This is a genomic window from Peptostreptococcus anaerobius VPI 4330 = DSM 2949 (assembly GCF_000381525.1).
Taxonomy (GTDB): Bacteria; Bacillota; Clostridia; order Peptostreptococcales; family Peptostreptococcaceae; genus Peptostreptococcus; species Peptostreptococcus anaerobius.
In genome coordinates this window covers 1-17027 of sequence record NZ_KB906626.1, presented here as the reverse complement: position 1 = coordinate 17027, position 17027 = coordinate 1, and the positions used below count along the sequence as shown (strand labels likewise).

18 protein-coding genes are annotated in these 17027 nt (G+C 37.4%); all 18 read right to left on the bottom strand.

Annotated features, from left to right (window positions below; translation table 11 throughout):
- Nucleotides 1-162 precede the first annotated feature (162 nt).
- A complete protein-coding gene (locus F823_RS0106960; RefSeq protein WP_002845175.1) occupies nucleotides 163-1191 on the bottom strand; it encodes a YeiH family protein in 1029 nt (342 codons plus the stop codon).
- 244 nt (nucleotides 1192-1435) lie between these two features.
- Nucleotides 1436-3058: a chaperonin GroEL gene (gene groL, locus F823_RS0106955; protein ID WP_002845176.1), complete on the bottom strand. Its 1623-nt coding sequence runs from the start codon at nucleotides 3056-3058 to the stop codon at nucleotides 1436-1438.
- 19 nt (nucleotides 3059-3077) lie between these two features.
- Nucleotides 3078-3362 carry a co-chaperone GroES gene (locus F823_RS0106950; protein WP_002845177.1) on the bottom strand — a complete coding sequence of 95 codons (285 nt, stop codon included), beginning with the start codon at nucleotides 3360-3362 and terminating at the stop codon, nucleotides 3078-3080.
- Between the two features lie 78 nt (nucleotides 3363-3440).
- On the bottom strand, nucleotides 3441-4922 hold the full coding sequence (gene cls, locus F823_RS0106945) for a cardiolipin synthase (RefSeq protein ID WP_002845178.1): 1482 nt from the start codon (nucleotides 4920-4922) through the stop codon (nucleotides 3441-3443).
- An 8-nt stretch (nucleotides 4923-4930) separates the two neighbouring features.
- On the bottom strand, nucleotides 4931-5821 hold the full coding sequence (locus F823_RS0106940) for a DNA-3-methyladenine glycosylase family protein (RefSeq protein ID WP_002845179.1): 891 nt from the start codon (nucleotides 5819-5821) through the stop codon (nucleotides 4931-4933).
- 72 nt (nucleotides 5822-5893) lie between these two features.
- Nucleotides 5894-6286, bottom strand: a complete 393-nt coding sequence (locus tag F823_RS0106935) for an Asp23/Gls24 family envelope stress response protein (RefSeq protein WP_002845180.1) — start codon at nucleotides 6284-6286, stop codon at nucleotides 5894-5896.
- 89 nt (nucleotides 6287-6375) lie between these two features.
- Nucleotides 6376-6942: a DUF2273 domain-containing protein gene (locus tag F823_RS0106930; RefSeq protein ID WP_019595525.1), complete on the bottom strand. Its 567-nt coding sequence runs from the start codon at nucleotides 6940-6942 to the stop codon at nucleotides 6376-6378.
- 12 nt (nucleotides 6943-6954) lie between these two features.
- Nucleotides 6955-7566, bottom strand: coding sequence for an alkaline shock response membrane anchor protein AmaP (amaP, locus tag F823_RS0106925; RefSeq protein ID WP_002845182.1), 612 nt, complete (start codon nucleotides 7564-7566; stop codon nucleotides 6955-6957).
- A gap of 183 nt (nucleotides 7567-7749) precedes the next feature.
- Nucleotides 7750-8331, bottom strand: coding sequence for an orotate phosphoribosyltransferase (pyrE, locus tag F823_RS0106920; protein WP_002845184.1), 582 nt, complete (start codon nucleotides 8329-8331; stop codon nucleotides 7750-7752).
- 124 nt (nucleotides 8332-8455) lie between these two features.
- A complete protein-coding gene (locus F823_RS0106915) occupies nucleotides 8456-9358 on the bottom strand; it encodes a dihydroorotate dehydrogenase (protein WP_002845186.1) in 903 nt (300 codons plus the stop codon).
- On the bottom strand, nucleotides 9358-10047 hold the full coding sequence (locus F823_RS0106910) for a dihydroorotate dehydrogenase electron transfer subunit (RefSeq protein WP_002845187.1): 690 nt from the start codon (nucleotides 10045-10047) through the stop codon (nucleotides 9358-9360). Before F823_RS0106910 ends, F823_RS0106915 begins: the two co-directional genes overlap by 1 nt.
- A complete protein-coding gene (pyrB, locus tag F823_RS0106905) occupies nucleotides 10047-10970 on the bottom strand; it encodes an aspartate carbamoyltransferase (RefSeq protein WP_019595524.1) in 924 nt (307 codons plus the stop codon). Before pyrB ends, F823_RS0106910 begins: the two co-directional genes overlap by 1 nt.
- A gap of 193 nt (nucleotides 10971-11163) precedes the next feature.
- Nucleotides 11164-11307 carry a FeoB-associated Cys-rich membrane protein gene (locus F823_RS10895; protein ID WP_002845189.1) on the bottom strand — a complete coding sequence of 48 codons (144 nt, stop codon included), beginning with the start codon at nucleotides 11305-11307 and terminating at the stop codon, nucleotides 11164-11166.
- A gap of 175 nt (nucleotides 11308-11482) precedes the next feature.
- The gene (feoB, locus tag F823_RS0106895) at nucleotides 11483-13642 is read right to left on the bottom strand and encodes a ferrous iron transport protein B (protein WP_004167129.1); all 2160 of its coding nucleotides are present in this window, start codon (nucleotides 13640-13642) and stop codon (nucleotides 11483-11485) included.
- 248 nt (nucleotides 13643-13890) lie between these two features.
- On the bottom strand, nucleotides 13891-14124 hold the full coding sequence (locus tag F823_RS0106890; protein WP_002845191.1) for a FeoA family protein: 234 nt from the start codon (nucleotides 14122-14124) through the stop codon (nucleotides 13891-13893).
- Nucleotides 14125-14306: 182 nt separating this feature from the next.
- A complete protein-coding gene (locus F823_RS0106885; protein ID WP_004167114.1) occupies nucleotides 14307-14525 on the bottom strand; it encodes a FeoA family protein in 219 nt (72 codons plus the stop codon).
- Between the two features lie 465 nt (nucleotides 14526-14990).
- A complete protein-coding gene (gluD, locus tag F823_RS0106880; protein WP_002845193.1) occupies nucleotides 14991-16244 on the bottom strand; it encodes an NAD-specific glutamate dehydrogenase in 1254 nt (417 codons plus the stop codon).
- A gap of 540 nt (nucleotides 16245-16784) precedes the next feature.
- Nucleotides 16785-17027, bottom strand: a 243-nt coding sequence (locus F823_RS0106875; RefSeq protein ID WP_019595523.1) for a hypothetical protein, incomplete at its 5' end; no start/stop codon positions are given.

The following is a 17027-nucleotide window of genomic DNA, read 5'->3' as shown; positions in this document are numbered from 1 at the left end:
CCTTCTAACAAATCATATTCCTTTTAGCATAATTTAATCTTAACTAGTACTTAATTTTTTTTTAAGATTTTGGTCAAATGGTGTTTTGACTGCAATTTAAAATACTTACATAAATTTTAAAAATTTAATAGCTACTATTTTTTCTATTATCTAAGCCTTTGCCTACCATATTCCCAATAATTTTTGCATTATTAGTGATACGCATGTTATAGATACCCAACAAGTAAAACCTAAAACTATTGGTTTACCACCAGTCTTTATAAGTTTTATAATGTCTGTATTAAGTCCTATCGCTGTCATAGCCATGACTATAAAGAATTTACTAAGTGTCTTAAGTGGTAGGAAAAGTTCTTTTGACACACCCATTGACATACATATAGTAGTAACTATACTCGCTAGGACAAAATATATAATAAATCTAGGCAATGCCCTGCTCAAACTAAAGGAATTTTCCTTGCTGTTTTCCTTTTTAGCCCTATTTACAGCCAAGGCTAAAGTTATAGGTATAATAGCAAGTGTCCTCGTAAGCTTAACAGTGACAGCCTTATCAAGTGTCTGTGTTCCCAGGTGATTTATAGCATCCCAAGTTGATGCTGCTGCCGTAACAGATGACGTGTCGTTTACAGCTGTACCTGCAAATATCCCAAATGCATCTCCTGTAACATGGCTAAATCCAAGCGCTGTTCCAAGAGTTGGAAATACAACTGCTGCTATTACATTGAACAAGAAAATTACCGAAATAGCCTGGGCAACTTCTTCATCCACTGCATCTATTACCGGTGCTGTTGCAGCTATTGCTGAACCACCACATATTGATGAACCTACACCTATAAGTATAGATATCTTCTCTGGTATCTTCATAAACTTACACATTAGATAGGAAACAATCAAGGAAGTCGCTATCGTTGTAATAATAATAGGAAGTGACTGTTTACCTGTTTCCATTATGACACTTAAGTTTAGTCCAAAACCAAGAAGTATTACAGCATACTGGAGAACCTTCTTAGATACAAAGCCAATACCCTGTTTAAATGGCCCCTTTTCCTTGATAAATATGGTAATAACCATACCTAGGAGTATACCTATAACAGGTCCACCTATGACTGGGAACATATTTCCCAATATCCAGCTCGGTACTGATATTATTAGACTCAGCACTATACCCTTCCATGTTTTGTTTAGAAATTCCATAATATTACCCCCTTTGAATTATTTTCACTACACTAGTATATCAGATTTTCTATTATATGTCTTAAATATATGTTTAATTGATGGACTTGCAAGAGGTGCTGAAAAGAATGTAAGGTAGGCATATAGTTATTTTCTATAGTTCTACCTTAACAAGTTGCATTTTTATTAAATTATTTTTTTAATTCAGCTTTAAAATCCTAAATCTATGGCATTAAACTTGATTCAGATAATATTTTAAGCAAAATTACATCATACCTGGCATTCCACCTGGTAGTCCTGGCATATCATCGTTTCCTGGTAAGTCTGCAACAGCAGCCTCAGTTGTAAGGAATACTCCTGCTATTGATGCTGCATTCTGAAGGGCTGACCTAGATACCTTAGTTGGGTCTACTATACCAGCCTCTATCATATCTACATACTCCTCATTTAGGGCGTCAAATCCAACCTCAAAATCAGAGTTTATGACGTTCTGTATGATTACTGAACCTTCTAGTCCTGCATTGATAGCTATCTGTCTTAGAGGTTCTTCTAGGGCACGTCTTATAATCTTGGCTCCTAGCTTTTCTTCTCCATCAAGACTATCTACTAGCTTGTCTACTGCTGGTATTATGCTTACAAATGCTGTACCACCACCAGCTACTATACCTTCCTGTACAGCCGCCTTTGTAGCGTTTAGGGCATCCTCTATTCTAAGCTTTCTTTCCTTCATCTCTACTTCTGTAGTAGCTCCAACCTTGACAACTGCTACCCCACCTGACAACTTGGCAAGTCTTTCCATTAGTTTTTCCCTATCAAAGTCTGATGTAGTCTCTTCTATCTGTCTTCTTATCTGGCCAATCCTATTGTTGATTTCTAGTTTGCTACCTTCTCCTGCAACTATAGTAGTTGTCTCCTTGTTTACCTTTACTGTCTGAGCCCTACCTAGCATAGATAGGTCTATTTCCTTTAGGTCAAAGCCTAATTCTGTAGACACATACCTACCTCCAGTTAGGATTGCAAGGTCCTGTAGCATATCTTTTCTTCTATCTCCAAATGCTGGCGCCTTGACAGCAACAACATCGAATGTTCCTCTTAGCTTGTTTACTACCAATGTTGATAGGGCTTCTCCCTCTAGGTCTTCTGCTATTATAAGTAGCTTGCCACCTGCCTGAACCAACTCTTCAAGTAGTGGTAGGATTTCCTGGATATTTGTTATCTTCTTATCAGTTATAAGTATGTATGGGTTGTCTAGGACTGCCTCCATCTTTTCTACATCGCTTACCATGTAGGCAGATACAAATCCCCTATCAAACTGCATACCTTCTACTGCATCTAACTCTGTAACCATAGACTTAGATTCTTCTATAGTGATAACCCCGTCCTTACCAACTATATTCATGGCCTTGGCTATAAGCTTACCAACCTCTTCATCTCCAGCTGATATAGCACCAACCTGGGCTATCTTCTCTTCTGTGTTTATCTCCTTAGAGTTCTCCTTTAGTTCTCCAACTGCAACATCGACAGCCTTCTGGATACCCCTTCTAAGAAGGATTGGATTTGATCCAGCTGTAACATTCTTTAGTCCTTCTCTGATTATGGCCTGGGCAAGTACTGTAGCTGTTGTTGTACCGTCTCCTGCTACATCATTAGTCTTTGTTGCAACTTCCTTTACAAGCTGAGCTCCCATGTTCTCAAACTTGTCTTCAAGCTCTATTTCCTTGGCTATAGTCACACCGTCGTTTGTTATAAGTGGTGCACCGAACTTTTTGTCTAGTATTACATTTCTTCCCTTAGGTCCTAGTGTAACCTTTACAGTATCTGCTAGCTTGTTTACACCATTTTCTAGGCTAGCCCTAGCATCTTTTGAAAATTTTATCTCTTTAGCCATAATAACCTCCTTATATTATTTAGTCTACCAATACTCCAACTATCTCTTCCTGCTTTAGTACTATAAATTCTTCGCCCTCTATCTTGACGTCAGTACCAGCATACTTGTTGTAGATAACCCTGTCACCTACTTCAACTTCCATCTTTACTTCTTTTCCATCAACTATGCCAGAACCTACAGCTACAACTTCTGCAAACTGAGGAACTTCCTTGGCAGCTCCTGTAAGTATTATCCCGCTTGATGTTTTTTCTTCTGCTTCTACCTTCTTCAATACAAGTCTATCACCTAGTGGCTTTATTTTCATTTTACCTTACCTCCCTTTTTAGCACTCTTCTTGTTTAATTGCTAATAGTATATAACTCTTATCTTAATTTTTTCTAAACTAAAGTAGGGGTGAGAACAACCTCGCAACCGACTCTAACAGTCTGACCGCAACGTGTCTAGTTCTAAAATTCTCAAGATCCAACTCCTCAGAATCGTCCTGGTCATCATAGAACTGTTCTTTAATTATGTCTACAGTCTTGGGGTCGTATATAAAGGCATTGACCTCGAAATTGAGCATAAAGCTCCTCAAATCTATATTGGATGAGCCTATTGAGGCTATCTCATCATCTACTATGACCACCTTTGCGTGCAAGAATCCTTTTTCATATAGAAAGACCCTACCACCAGCCCTCAATACTTCTTCAAAATACGAATACGAAGCTATGTTGACTATATAGTGGTCGATTTTCTTAGGAAAAATAATCCTCACATCAACTCCTGATAGGGCTGCAGTCTTGATGGCCTTTAAAAGGCTTTCATCAGGTATAAAATACGGTGTCTCTATATACACACACTTTTTAGCCTGGGTTATGGCAGAGAAAAAAGCATAATGTATGTCCTCCCACTTACTATCCGGTCCTGTACCAACTATCTGCATCTGGGTATTACCCCTATAGTCTATCTTTGGTGTGTACTTGTCATCTGTCAATATCTCTCCAGTCGTAAGGTACCAGTCCATCAAGAATATCATCTGAAGCATATAGGTTGCTACACCGTCAATCCTCAGGTGTGAATCCCTCCAATAGCCAAACCTGTCTTCAAGACTCACGTACTCGTCCCCTATATTCAGGCCTCCTGTATAGCCTATTTGACCATCTATAACGGCTATCTTTCTATGGTTCCTGTAGTTGAGCTGGCCTCCTATTAGGGGTAGCTTGGTCGGCAAGAAGGCTGCACACGCTACACCAGCCTGCCTGAGCTCTCTTAGAAAGTCTCTGTGGACCTTAAACCTCCAACAAGCCAAATCATCATAAAGGACCCTGACCCTTACACCCTCACTGGCCTTTTTGATCAAGACATCCTTTATCTGCCTGCCTATCTTAGAATCTTTTATAATAAAATACTCTAGATGGATATGGTCCTTGGCCGACTTCATATCCTCTATTAAACTATAGAATTTTTCTCTACCATCCTTGTAGTAGATAACCTTGTTGTTGCTGGTAAATGGGAACTTGCCCAGATTCAAAAGGAGCCTTACAACCCTTTCCTTGTCTGGACTTGGTCCATCATTAAATAGCTCACCCCTGTCCAATCTCAGCTTTTGACTTGCAACTATATTTTTTGCAACCTCAAAACTCTTAAATATATGTCTCCTATCTATCCTTTTGTTTCTTTCTTGTGCCTTAAATATCTTGTGCTTTCTTATATTTCTTCCCGATATAACATAGAGTATTATTCCAAAACCCGGAAATAACACAAACATCATCATCCAAGATAGGGTCTTGGATGGATCCCTATTTTCTAGGAGTATATTCATAGCTATCAATATTCCTACCAAATAGGACAATCCTATAAGAACTAAAAAAATCCCGAGAGACATTTTACCACCTACTTACCTATTTCTAGCTCTCTTACATAATAGAATAAATACTGCTGGGCAAATCCAGCATCCTCACCAAATAAGTCTCTTCCATATGCCCTCATTTTTACAAGGCTCATATCCTCTGCCCCATAAAACTCCTGCATCACCCTCTTCACCCATACATCTACTGGGAAAGAATCGTACTTTCTCATACCAAATAGGGCTATGCAATCTGCAACCTTGGCACCAACACCCTTAAACTTCATCAATTCCTTGTGGCATATATCAGCCTCCATCTTGATAAAGTCTACCATATCAAGTCCTGATTCAAGCACAGCCTTTGTAGTCTCATATACATACTTGTCCCTAAAGCCAAGCTTTAAATTCCTAAGGTCTTCAACACTGGCCTTGGATAGCTGGGCTGGACTCGGAAAACTGTAGTAGATCTTGCCCTTGTATTGTCCTAGGCAGTCACCATAGTTCTCAGATATGTTGTTTATGGCCCTCTGTATCATAGGTATCCTGTTATTTGATGATATTATAAAGGATATAAGCATCTCCCAACCATCCTGCTGTAGGAGTCTGATTCCATGACCGAACTCAGTCGCCTTTAGGAGATTGTCATCATGTACCTTTAACTTGTCTATCATTTGACCGTAGTCTCTTCCTAGGTCGAAGTAGTCATACCATATGTTTTCAAAGTCATCTAGATTGGTATTAAGAAGAATTATATCCCCATCTCTTTTAGATACATTTAGGATTTTGCCCATAGCCACACCTGTATATGACCCGTCATCTTCCTTAATCCACCTAAAACACTGACCACAGTCGAATATATGACTAGGCTCAAAATTATTTTGGCCTATTATCTTTATTCCATTTTCTATTTCTTCAATCTCAATATTCTTGTATATCATACTCTTTCCTCATCACTTAAATTCTGGCATATTTTTAAAAGGCAGCCATACACCTGTACAACTGCCCAAAAACTATCCCTCTATTCTAGCCCTAAATTCTTCGCTATTTAAGACATCTTCTACCCTAGCGTTTACCTCTACAACCTTTAGTCCAGTCATGCTCATCACCTGATCTTCTATTGTAGCCTTTAGGTTAGTGTATATTTCCTTTGCATTTTTTCCGAATTCTAGTACCAGTCTTAGGTCAACTGCCACTTCCTTTTCTCCAACTTCTACGTTTATACCATCGGTAGCCTTCCCAATTCTTCCACCAAAGGCACCTCCGCCACTTCTTACAACAGCTACACCGTCAACTCCATCAAGAGCAGCTGCAACTATCTTTTCTATTACCTGTTCACCGAATGTTAGAACACTTCTGTGCTCTAGCTCCTCATTGTTAAAATCCTTCTGAATATCATTTGCCATAACAATTCTCCTTTCAAGTTACTAAAACAAGTTATTAAACCGAGTTTTAAAATCTAAATTTCAAATCTAGTTTTCAAATTTCTCCAATACTACTTGAACTTCCTGATCAAAAAATCCAAAACATTCCAAACTCTTGGATTGTCATCTAGTAATTGACCTATTATATTTGCAACAAATACTATAAGACTTATAAGTAGGGTCTTAGCAAAGCCTAATATAAGTATCATAATTCCTATCAATAATCCTACCAAGGTTGCCTTAAAGGTATTGGGCTTTCTATAAGAAGTCCTCACTATATAATCTCCTGTTTCTTTTACCATCCTGTCCCACTGACTATCCGGTCTTTTAAATGGATCTTTTTCTTCAACATATATCTTTTTGGATTTTTTCTGCTTAGATTTTTTGGATTTAGCTTCCTCGTATATATCATCATATATATCCTTGTAGTAGTCATCGTAAACATCCTCGTCATAAACTGAGTAGTCATCGTAAACATCCTCGTCATAAACTGAGTAGTCATCCGAAGATTCATATATTATCTTGGGCTGAGCCTTTACTAGCTTGTCCGCCTCATCCTTTTTAGCCGACTTACTGCCTTTAGAAATGACTATATCCACGTCGTCAAAATCTTCTATATGGTATTTTTCATCCGCCACCTTAGTCACCTCCTATTTAACCCTACTGATTTTTTTCTTGTATGTTTTCTTTGTAGCTGCCTTGTCCTTCTTGTCACTTATATCCTTCTTATCTATATGATAAAACTTCATATCTAATTTCTCTATTCTAAATCCTAAGAGTTGCTCTAGACTAGCATGGACATCCTCCTGGACTGACTTAAATAGGCCGTCTAGCCCCTCCTCATCTACTATAGAATATATATCTTCATCAAATCCACACTTGGCAAAAATAGCTAAGTTTATATGGTCTGCTGAAGGCTTTTTTATGCTGACCTTTACAGATTTTTCCTTGATGTAATCATAGTCCTTCAAAGAAAATAGGACTGTGTTTTCTATTGACCTATCAGATAATCTAATAGTCCCATCATTGTCAGTCAATGACAAGTAGGACTGGTCTGATTTTTGGAATACCACAAGGACCATCCTTAAAATTACGATGAATACGGCAAGTCCCACCAAGTATGGCAGGTATCCCCTGAAATTAAATGAGTCTATAGTCGAACTCATGGCATTTCCCGGCGTCAAGGCCAAATACATAAGTCCCATCAGACCTACGATATAAAGCGAATATACAACGAATAATATCTTTTTAAAACGAGACATTTATACACCTCTCAATCAACAATTTAAATATGTACTTAAGAATACACATTTTAGTTATAGTTTGCGTATTATAAAATAAATAATATCAATATAAGTTTACCATACCCTGAAAATAATTACTATATAAAAAGTCGGAAAATTAAAAGCCTCTCGAGAAACTTATCCCAAAGAGGCCAAAATTTATTACTTATTGTTTTTAAATTCTCTACTTCCAGGCTTTACAAGGTCTATCTTGCCTTCCTCACATAGTGGGCATGCATCTGATTCATATACCTGTATATCTAGGTCAATAGCTGAATATATAGGCATTCCTATATCTTCCTTTGTTCTGTTGGCTATACAAGCAACGCCTATAACTTCTCCACCAAGGTCTTCTAAGACTTTCTTAGTTTCCTTTGTAGACTTACCTGTAGTTACAACGTCCTCTGCTATTATGATTTTAGCTCCTGGCTTTACTTCAAAGCCTCTTCTAAGCTCCATCACATTGTCTTTTCTCTCAGTGAATACAGCTTCTTTTCCTAGCTGTCTACCTAATTCATAAGATACTACTACACCACCCATAGCTGGTCCTACTACTAGGTCTATATCTAGGTCCTTTATCTTGTCTACAACTAGGCTAAGCACCTTGGCTGCCTGGTCTGGGTATCTTAGGACCTTGGCACACTGTACATATCTGTTTGAGTGCTTTCCTGATGATAGTAAAAAGTGTCCTTCTAGTAGTGCATTGCATTCTTTTAGTATTTCTATTACATCTATATTTGACATTGTTTAATTCCTCTCCATTTAACTTATACAAATTATTTTTCAACTTAAGCTCTTACTATTCTGAATAGACTACAATTTCCAACCATTATATGTCTATCAGGCCTAAGTTCCATTAATATTTTACTTATATTATGCCCCTGATCTGGTCAAGGCTTGCGATATTATTTTCGTCCATATACTTATTTAGGTCTCTGATTATATCCTGTCCTATCCTCGGGTTTACAAAGTTGGCTGTACCAACCTGCACACATGTAGCTCCTGCCATGATAAACTCTATCACGTCATTAGCATCCATGATTCCACCCATACCAACTACTGGTATAGTAACCGCCTTGGCTACCTCATAGACCATCCTAAGTGCTATAGGCTTGATAGCTGGTCCAGATAGACCCGCAGTAACATTATTAAATACTGGCTTTTTATTTCTTATATCTATTGCCATAGCCTTAAAAGTATTTACAAGCGAGATAGCGTCTGCTCCCTCTTCTTGGCAGGCAATTGCCATGGCTACTATGTCCTCTGCATTAGGAGACAACTTGACCATAAGAGGCTTTGTAGTAGCCTTCTTGACAGCTCTGACTACCTCTCTAGCTACCTCTGACTTGATACCATATGCCATACCCCCATGCTTTACATTAGGGCATGATATATTCAGCTCTATCATATCAAAGTTTTTTCCTTCAAGGAGTTCTGCACCCTTGACATAGTCCTCAAGGCAGCCACCACCAAGGTTTACTATCCTACAAAGGTCAAGCTTTGAAAAATTATCAAGTTCTTTCTCTATAAAACCTTCAACTCCCGGATTTTCTAGCCCTACACTGTTCATCATACCAGATGGCGTCTCATGGACCCTCATACCTTCGTTACCAGGTCTAGCCTCAAGAGTAAGTCCCTTTGAAGATACTCCTCCCAAGACTGATATATCATATATTTCGTTGTATTCTCTACCAAATCCAAATGTTCCTGAGGCCATTATAATAGGATTTTTCAATTCTTTACCACATAGGTTCACTCTCAAATCTGCCATTATAAGATCACATCCTCTCCCCAGAATACCGGACCATCCTTACAAGTCTTCTTGTTGCCTGAATGAGTCTTGCATGTACACACTAGACAGGCCCCAACACCACAAGCCATGTGGTTTTCTAGGGATACCTGTATCCTAGTCTTTGTCCCTTCAGTCATTTCAAGTAGCTTTTTAAGCATTGGAGTAGGTCCGCAAGCTAGTATATAGTCATACTTCTCTACATTCAATATATCCGTAATAAGTGTATCACCACTCGTTGTGTAGACATTGCTTGTCACTTTTCCAAACTCTTCTTCAAGTATTGGTCTTTCCCTAAAACCAAGATAGGCATCACAGTTTTCTATGTTTTCTCCCACCATATATAGTGGAGCTATTCCTATTCCCCCACCTACTAGGGCAACTTTTCCCTCTACCTTCTCAAATCCATTACCATAAGGGCCTTCCATCTTTATAGGGTCTCCCTTTTTTAGGTTGGATATGATGTTAGTACCAGCTCCTACTAGCTTGTATAAGAAGCTAATACCGTCTTCTTCTATTCTATATATACTTATAGGCCTTGATAGGAGCGGAAACTTGTCCCAAGCTCTGAGCATATAAAATTGCCCCATCTTGGCTTCAAATTCCCCACCTACTTTCAGGTAGTACATTCCCTCGCCTACGTACTCATTTTCTAATACTCTATATTCCATTAGTCAGCCACCTTACATCCCAATAATTTCATGATCAGAGCCATTCTTACATACATACCATATTCTGCCTGTTCAAAATATTTAGCTCTAGGATCCTCGTCTACTTCTACAGATATCTCATTTACCCTTGGAAGTGGATGCAGTACCATCATGTCGTCCTTTGCTAGGCTCATCTTGTCTGTATCTAGTATGTAGCTATCCTTAAGTCTTTCATACTGCTGAGGATCGTCAAATCTCTCTCTTTGTACCCTCGTCATATACAGTACGTCACACTTAGACATAGCTTCTTCTAGGCTAGTGGTTTCTTCATACTCTACATTGCTTATTTGTTCTTTTACATAGTCTGGCATCTCAAGCTCTTTTGGTGCTATAAATATAAACTTTATACCAGTATACCTAGACATAGCCTTTGCTAGTGAGTGAACTGTACGTCCATACTTTAAGTCACCACACATACCAATTGTCATATTATCTAGAGACCCCCTGTTGGCCTTAATTGTGATAAGGTCAGTCAAGGTCTGAGTAGGGTGCTGGTTCTTGCCGTCCCCTGCATTTATAAATGGTTTTTTAGATGCTCTTGATGCTATATTTGCCGCACCAGATTCAAAGTGTCTCATAGCTATAATGTCAACATAGTTACCTACAATTGTTATAGTGTCCTCTAGAGACTCACCCTTTGAAACAGAAGAAGCGCTAGGATCAGAAAACCCTATTATTCTTCCACCTAATCTGTTCATGGCTGCTTCAAAACTTAGTCTTGTTCTAGTTGAAGGCTCATAAAAAAGAGTGGCTAATAGTTTCCCTTCGCACACTCTTGTATAGTCTTCTGGAGTCTTCTTAATCTTCATGCCCAAGTCCAGTATAGAATCAATCTCCTCTACAGTAAAATCGTCTGGCTGAACTAGATGTCTGTTCTCCAACATATTCATTTCCTCCTTTTCGGCCTCACAGGACCCAATTAAAGTGTCAAAAGATTTTTATATTGTCATAAATATTTCTCTTGGTAAAAAGAATATCACTTATAGGCCCAATTGTCAATAGTTATCAGTTTTTTTGCAAATTAATAGAGTGCCCATAAAATGGACACTCTATCGATTATTATTTTAGATTGTAAAATTAATTATTTTTCTTTGAAGGGTCACCCTTACAACCTCCACATCCTGTACCGCAATTACAAGCACCCTTAGACTTGACCTTCTTGAAGGCCAAAACAGCTGCTACAATAACTATTGCAAGGACTATTCCTGTTGATAAATTCATATTGTTCCTCCCTTCACCGCTTTTATATTTTATTTTTACCCACCCTAGGAAAGAATAAGCAGGTTATTGATAATTTATATCAATAGATTTTGTGCATCTTCTTTTAACATTATGGGTCATACTAGGCCGAGTAAATTTCTAATTATTTATTTTATTTGTATGCTTATACCTAAGACTAAGCAACCTTTTCATTTTCATCTACAGAACTCTTGGCTACTGCACCTGTATACTTATTCTTTCTAAACATCATATATAGCATACCAACTAGTAATATAGCTGCTATCACAGTCCACACTCCAACCGGCTTGCCTAGGAACAAGACTGAACCAAACTGGTTTACTATTAGGGCTACTGCATAGGCAAAACTTAACTGGTAAGCAACTGTTGCCCATGTCCACTTAGCAGAATTCATCTCTTCCCTTATTGCACCTGTGGCAGCAAAACAAGGCACGCATAGCTGGTTGAATATCATAAAGCTAAGTGCTGACACGCCTGTGAATATTGACGAAGCATATGCTATAACACCTGCTGTATCAGGACCTGCATCTGCAAGGCCTGCAACTACACCAAATGTACCTACAACTACTTCCTTGGCAACTAGGCCTGTTATTGTAGCAATTGCTGATGCCCAATTACCAAATCCAAGAGGTGCAAATATAGGTGCCACTGCCCTACCTATAGCCTCAAGTATTGACTTAGAGTCCTTTGAGAATTCAACAAACTCAAAACTAGTAGATATATTCTGTAAGAACCAGATTACAATTGTAGCAAGTAAAATTATAGTACCTGCCTTTACTATAAAGGCCTTCACCCTGTCCCAAACACTTCTTAGGACGTTGTATACTGTAGGTATATGGTATTCAGGCAACTCCATTACAAAGGGAGCTGGATCACCTGCAAATGCCTTAGTCTTCTTAAGCATTAGACCTGATGCTATTACTGCTAGTATTCCTGTAAAGTAACACACTGGTGCAAACCACCATCCCTTAGGGCCGGCAAATACTGAAGCTGAAAATAGGGCTATAACCTCTGTCTTGGCCCCACAAGGCATGAAAGATGCAACCATTATAGTCATTCTTCTGTCATTGTCGTTTTCTATAGTTCTAGTAGCCATGACACCTGGTACTGAGCAACCTGTACCTATCAAGATAGGTATAAATGACTTACCTGATAGACCAAACTTCCTAAATATCCTGTCTAGAATAAAGGCTATTCTTGACATATATCCTACATCTTCTAGGATAGCCATAAATACGTACAGAGTTGCTATAATTGGCAAGAATCCAAGGACAGCACCTACACCGCCTACTATACCGTTTACTACTAGACTTATTAACCAAGGAGCAACATTTGCCCCCTCCATGGCTGTCTGGATGTTTCCACCAATGATTTCTCCAAAGAAAACATCATTTACCCAGTCAGTAACTGGGCCACCTACCACTCTCACTGATACCCAATATATAAAGAACATAATTACCGCAAATATTGGTAGGGCAAGAAACCTATTTGTAAGCCATCTATCGGCCTTATCACTTGCTGTTAGACCACTTCTTCCCTTTTTAACTGTTTGGGCAACCAATTCAGATATGTAAGTATATCTGGCATCAGTGATTATACCCTCACCATCATCATCAAACTCTTCTTCAGCCTTTGCGATTATTTCATTTACATCATTTCTCTCTATTTTGCTAAGGTTCAAATTGCGAGTAGCCTTGTCATCTCCTTCAAACAATTTTACTGAATACCATCTCTTAAACTCTGAGTTGGATATTGAAGCTACTCTCTTTTCTATATCAACCAACATATCTTCAAGATCACCATCAAAAACATTGATATGTTTGTGTGGATCTTTGGCCCTCTTGATAGATAGTTCTATTACCTTATCTATGTTTTTACCCTTTAGGGCTGATATCTCAACAACCGGACAGTCCAAGCTCTGACTTAGCTTGACTATGTCTATTGAGTCATTGTTCTTCTCTACTATATCCATCATATTCAATGCAAGTATCATAGGTATACCTATTTCTGATAGCTGTGTTGATAGATACAAGTTTCTTTCTATATTAGAAGCATCGACCACGTTTACTATTACATCTGGTTTTTCTTTTAGTAAGTACTCTCTACTTACAACTTCCTCCAATGTATATGGTGAAAGTGAATAAATACCAGGTAAGTCGGTGATATTTACTTCCTTATCCTTCTTGTATACCCCTGTCTTCTTCTCTACTGTAACGCCTGGCCAGTTACCAACATACTGGTTTGAACCTGTAAGGGCGTTAAATAATGTAGACTTTCCGCTGTTTGGATTACCAGCTAAAGCTATTGTAATGCTCATAATGCTCCCCTTTCTTTAATTAATATGATTCCCAATAACAATATTTTATACACTACTAAACAAGCTATAATATATAACAAGCAATTTATATTAGCTTATCCTTGCTCGTATGTATAATTCCCTTTTTAAAATATATGAATTTTTGCATAAACTTACAATAAGCATTTGATATGCTTTTTTCATTGACTGATTACAAAAATGCTATGGACCAACAAATTCTATAAGCCAATAAAACTAATAGACATATTCTACTTTTGAATAAGATCTATTTCGACGCACTCAGCATCTTCTTTTCTAAGACTAAGTTCATAACCCCTCAAAGAAATCTGAACAGGATCACCCAGTGGTGCAACCTTCCTGATATAAAGTTCGGAATTCTTTGTAATCCCCATATCCATTATTCTTCTCTTAAGCGGGCCTGCACCATGTATCTTTTTGACAACATAGTAGCATCCAACACTTGCTTCTCTTAAAGTAGCCATACTCTCTCCTCCTAAAAACTTAATATATTTTTATAATTATCGCTTAGCAGATATCCTTACTAATAATAATTAATCTCAATAAATGAATAAAATAATACAGTTGCCCATATTATTAACTCTCAAGATATGTAACTTTATCAAGATGTGTGAGTTTATATGATAAATTACACACTAAAAAAACACTAGGCTGGCACAACCATTATCTTCCTAGCTATATCTTGACCTATACCAACCCTACTATCTTTTACATTAACTATTAGGTTACCCTGATTTTCTGAAATTACAGTAACGCTTGCATCTTCCACAAAGCCCATATTAGCAAGAAGCTTTTTCTGGTCACCACTTATTTTAACTTTTTTAATTTTCATCAATACCCCTATTGGAGCAATAGATAGATTCATTAGATACCCCCCCTGTATAATATGTTTATATAACATAGTAAATTGTCATTCTCAGTCGATTCTTATTAATAATTTCTGGTGTTCTTAATTATAATACTAAATTAATATCAATTTTCATATAATTATAATGACCATATTAAAATTATAATTCAAATTGTCTCCATTGTCAATAAGATATCTATTATTTGAACCATGTATTAATACTTATTATCCATTATTATTGATTGTTTGTGACTTTAAATGATTCTTTGTGACTTTAAATGATTCTTTGTGACTTTAAATGATTCTTTGTGACTTTAAATGATTCTTTGTGACTTTAAATGATTCTTTGTAATATTTTTAAAAAAATAAAAGCTGCCGAAAATTCGGCAGCTTTTTTATTAAGTTGTATATATTAATTTTGCTTAATGGCTCTTATATTAATAAGCCCTTTTTATGTATTTTGAAATATTTATATTTTTTATCTTAGTACCAACCTCTAAGCTTCATAGCTGTAGCAACTTTCTTTACAGAGTTCATGTAAGCTGACTCTCTCATTGTTACGCCATATTCTTCCTTTATAGCCCATAGAGCTTCGAAAGCCTTAACCATAGCTTCGTCTTCCTTCTGTTCTACTTCAGCTTCTGACCAGTAGTATCCGTATAGGTTCTGTACCCATTCGAAATAAGAAACAGTAACACCACCAGCATTTGTTAAGATGTCTGGAGTAAGAACTATTCCCTTTCTGTTAAGAACTTCGTCACCTTCTGGAGTAGTAGGTCCATTAGCAGCCTCACAAACTAGCTTAGCCTGGATCTTTTCAGCAACTTCTGCAGTTATGGCATTTTCAAGAGCAGCTGGAACAACAACGTCTACCTGAGAAGACCAGAATTCATCCATAGATATCATCTTAGCACCTGGGAAATCAACTAGGTTACCCTTTTCAGCTCTGTAATCCCACATATCCTGGAAATCTAGTCCATCTTCTTTAAATATAGCATATGGTCCAACTTCTTTACACCATTCAGCAAGAGCAACAACTTTTCCGCCTAACTTCTGGATGTTCTTAACTGTGAAAGCACCAACGTTACCGAATCCCTGTACAGCAACATTTGCATGCTTAATGTCTATACCCATCTTCTTAGCAGCTTCTCTAATTGTTACAGCAACACCGTATCCAGTAGCTTCGTTTCTTCCTAGTGATCCACCGAATTCAACTGGCTTACCAGTTAAAGTACCTATAGCAGAAACACCTGTTAATTTATTATATTCGTCAACCATCCATGACATTATCTTACCATTTGTATTTACGTCTGGAGCTGGAACGTCAACCTTTTCACCGATTAACTTGTAGATACCGTCGATGTATCCTCTTGATAATCTTTCTAATTCACCTTCAGATAATTCAGATGGGTCAACTATGATACCACCCTTACCACCACCGTAAGGAATACCTGTAGTTGAGCACTTGAATGTCATCCATATAGAAAGTGCCTTTACTTCTTCTAGAGATACGTTTGGATGGAATCTGATTCCTCCCTTTGTTGGACCTACAGCGTCATTATGCTGAGATCTGAATCCCTTGAATACCTTTATAGAACCATCATCCATTTTAACTGGTATGTTAACTTCGATAACTCTTCTTGGTTCTTTTAATAGTTCGTAAACCTGTGGTTCCATTCCTAATTTATCACAAGCGTTCTTTACCTGAGCCTGTGCCATTTCAAATACATTTGCCATTTTTAAGCCTCCTTAAAATTATTAAGATACTATAGTTATTCAGGTAAATATTGCCTTACAAAGTCTTTGGTAACATTTTCCTGTTCACATAAAGATTATAACACATATATGGTCAATAGTGTACTATAATTTAGAATTTAACATAAAATTTAATTTTTTTTAATTTCAGGAACAATTTATTTCATTTTTCGTAAAATTCAAATAATTAAATCGTTCTTATAACTTTTAATTTTATTCTCACACGTTATTTCTAAATCGTGTTGAATAAAGAAACTCGCATATTGTTGTAAATTAAGTTATTTTTCGACAAATATTCTATGTCAATTAGCAACGATAAGAACATTTAACTTTGAAAGTGACATATCCCGTCTGGTCTATTTTTATGAATTATAATATTCATTTCTAGATTAGCACTTGTTATTTTTTAATCAATTATTTTAATCGAGACCCCTAATCAAAAAATCTTTAAAAGAAAATCGAGTAGGGAGGACTTTCTCCTCCCTCTCACACCACCGTACGTGCCGTTCGGCATACGGCGGTTCAATTCATGTAATAATCTAAACAACTAATGAGTCCTCGCTTTGCGAGGATTTCTTTTGTTATCTTGCGAAGTCCGGCTGTTTTTGCTACCGCCTGATAATGGTCTGCAAATCCTACGGATTGTCTTGCCATCCATTCGGGTACGCCAAGTTTCTTTAACCCCCACATCCTTTTCTCACTGGTTTTCCACTGTTTCCAGATGACTATTCTCATACGGTTTCGAAGATGTTCGTCTATTTTTGT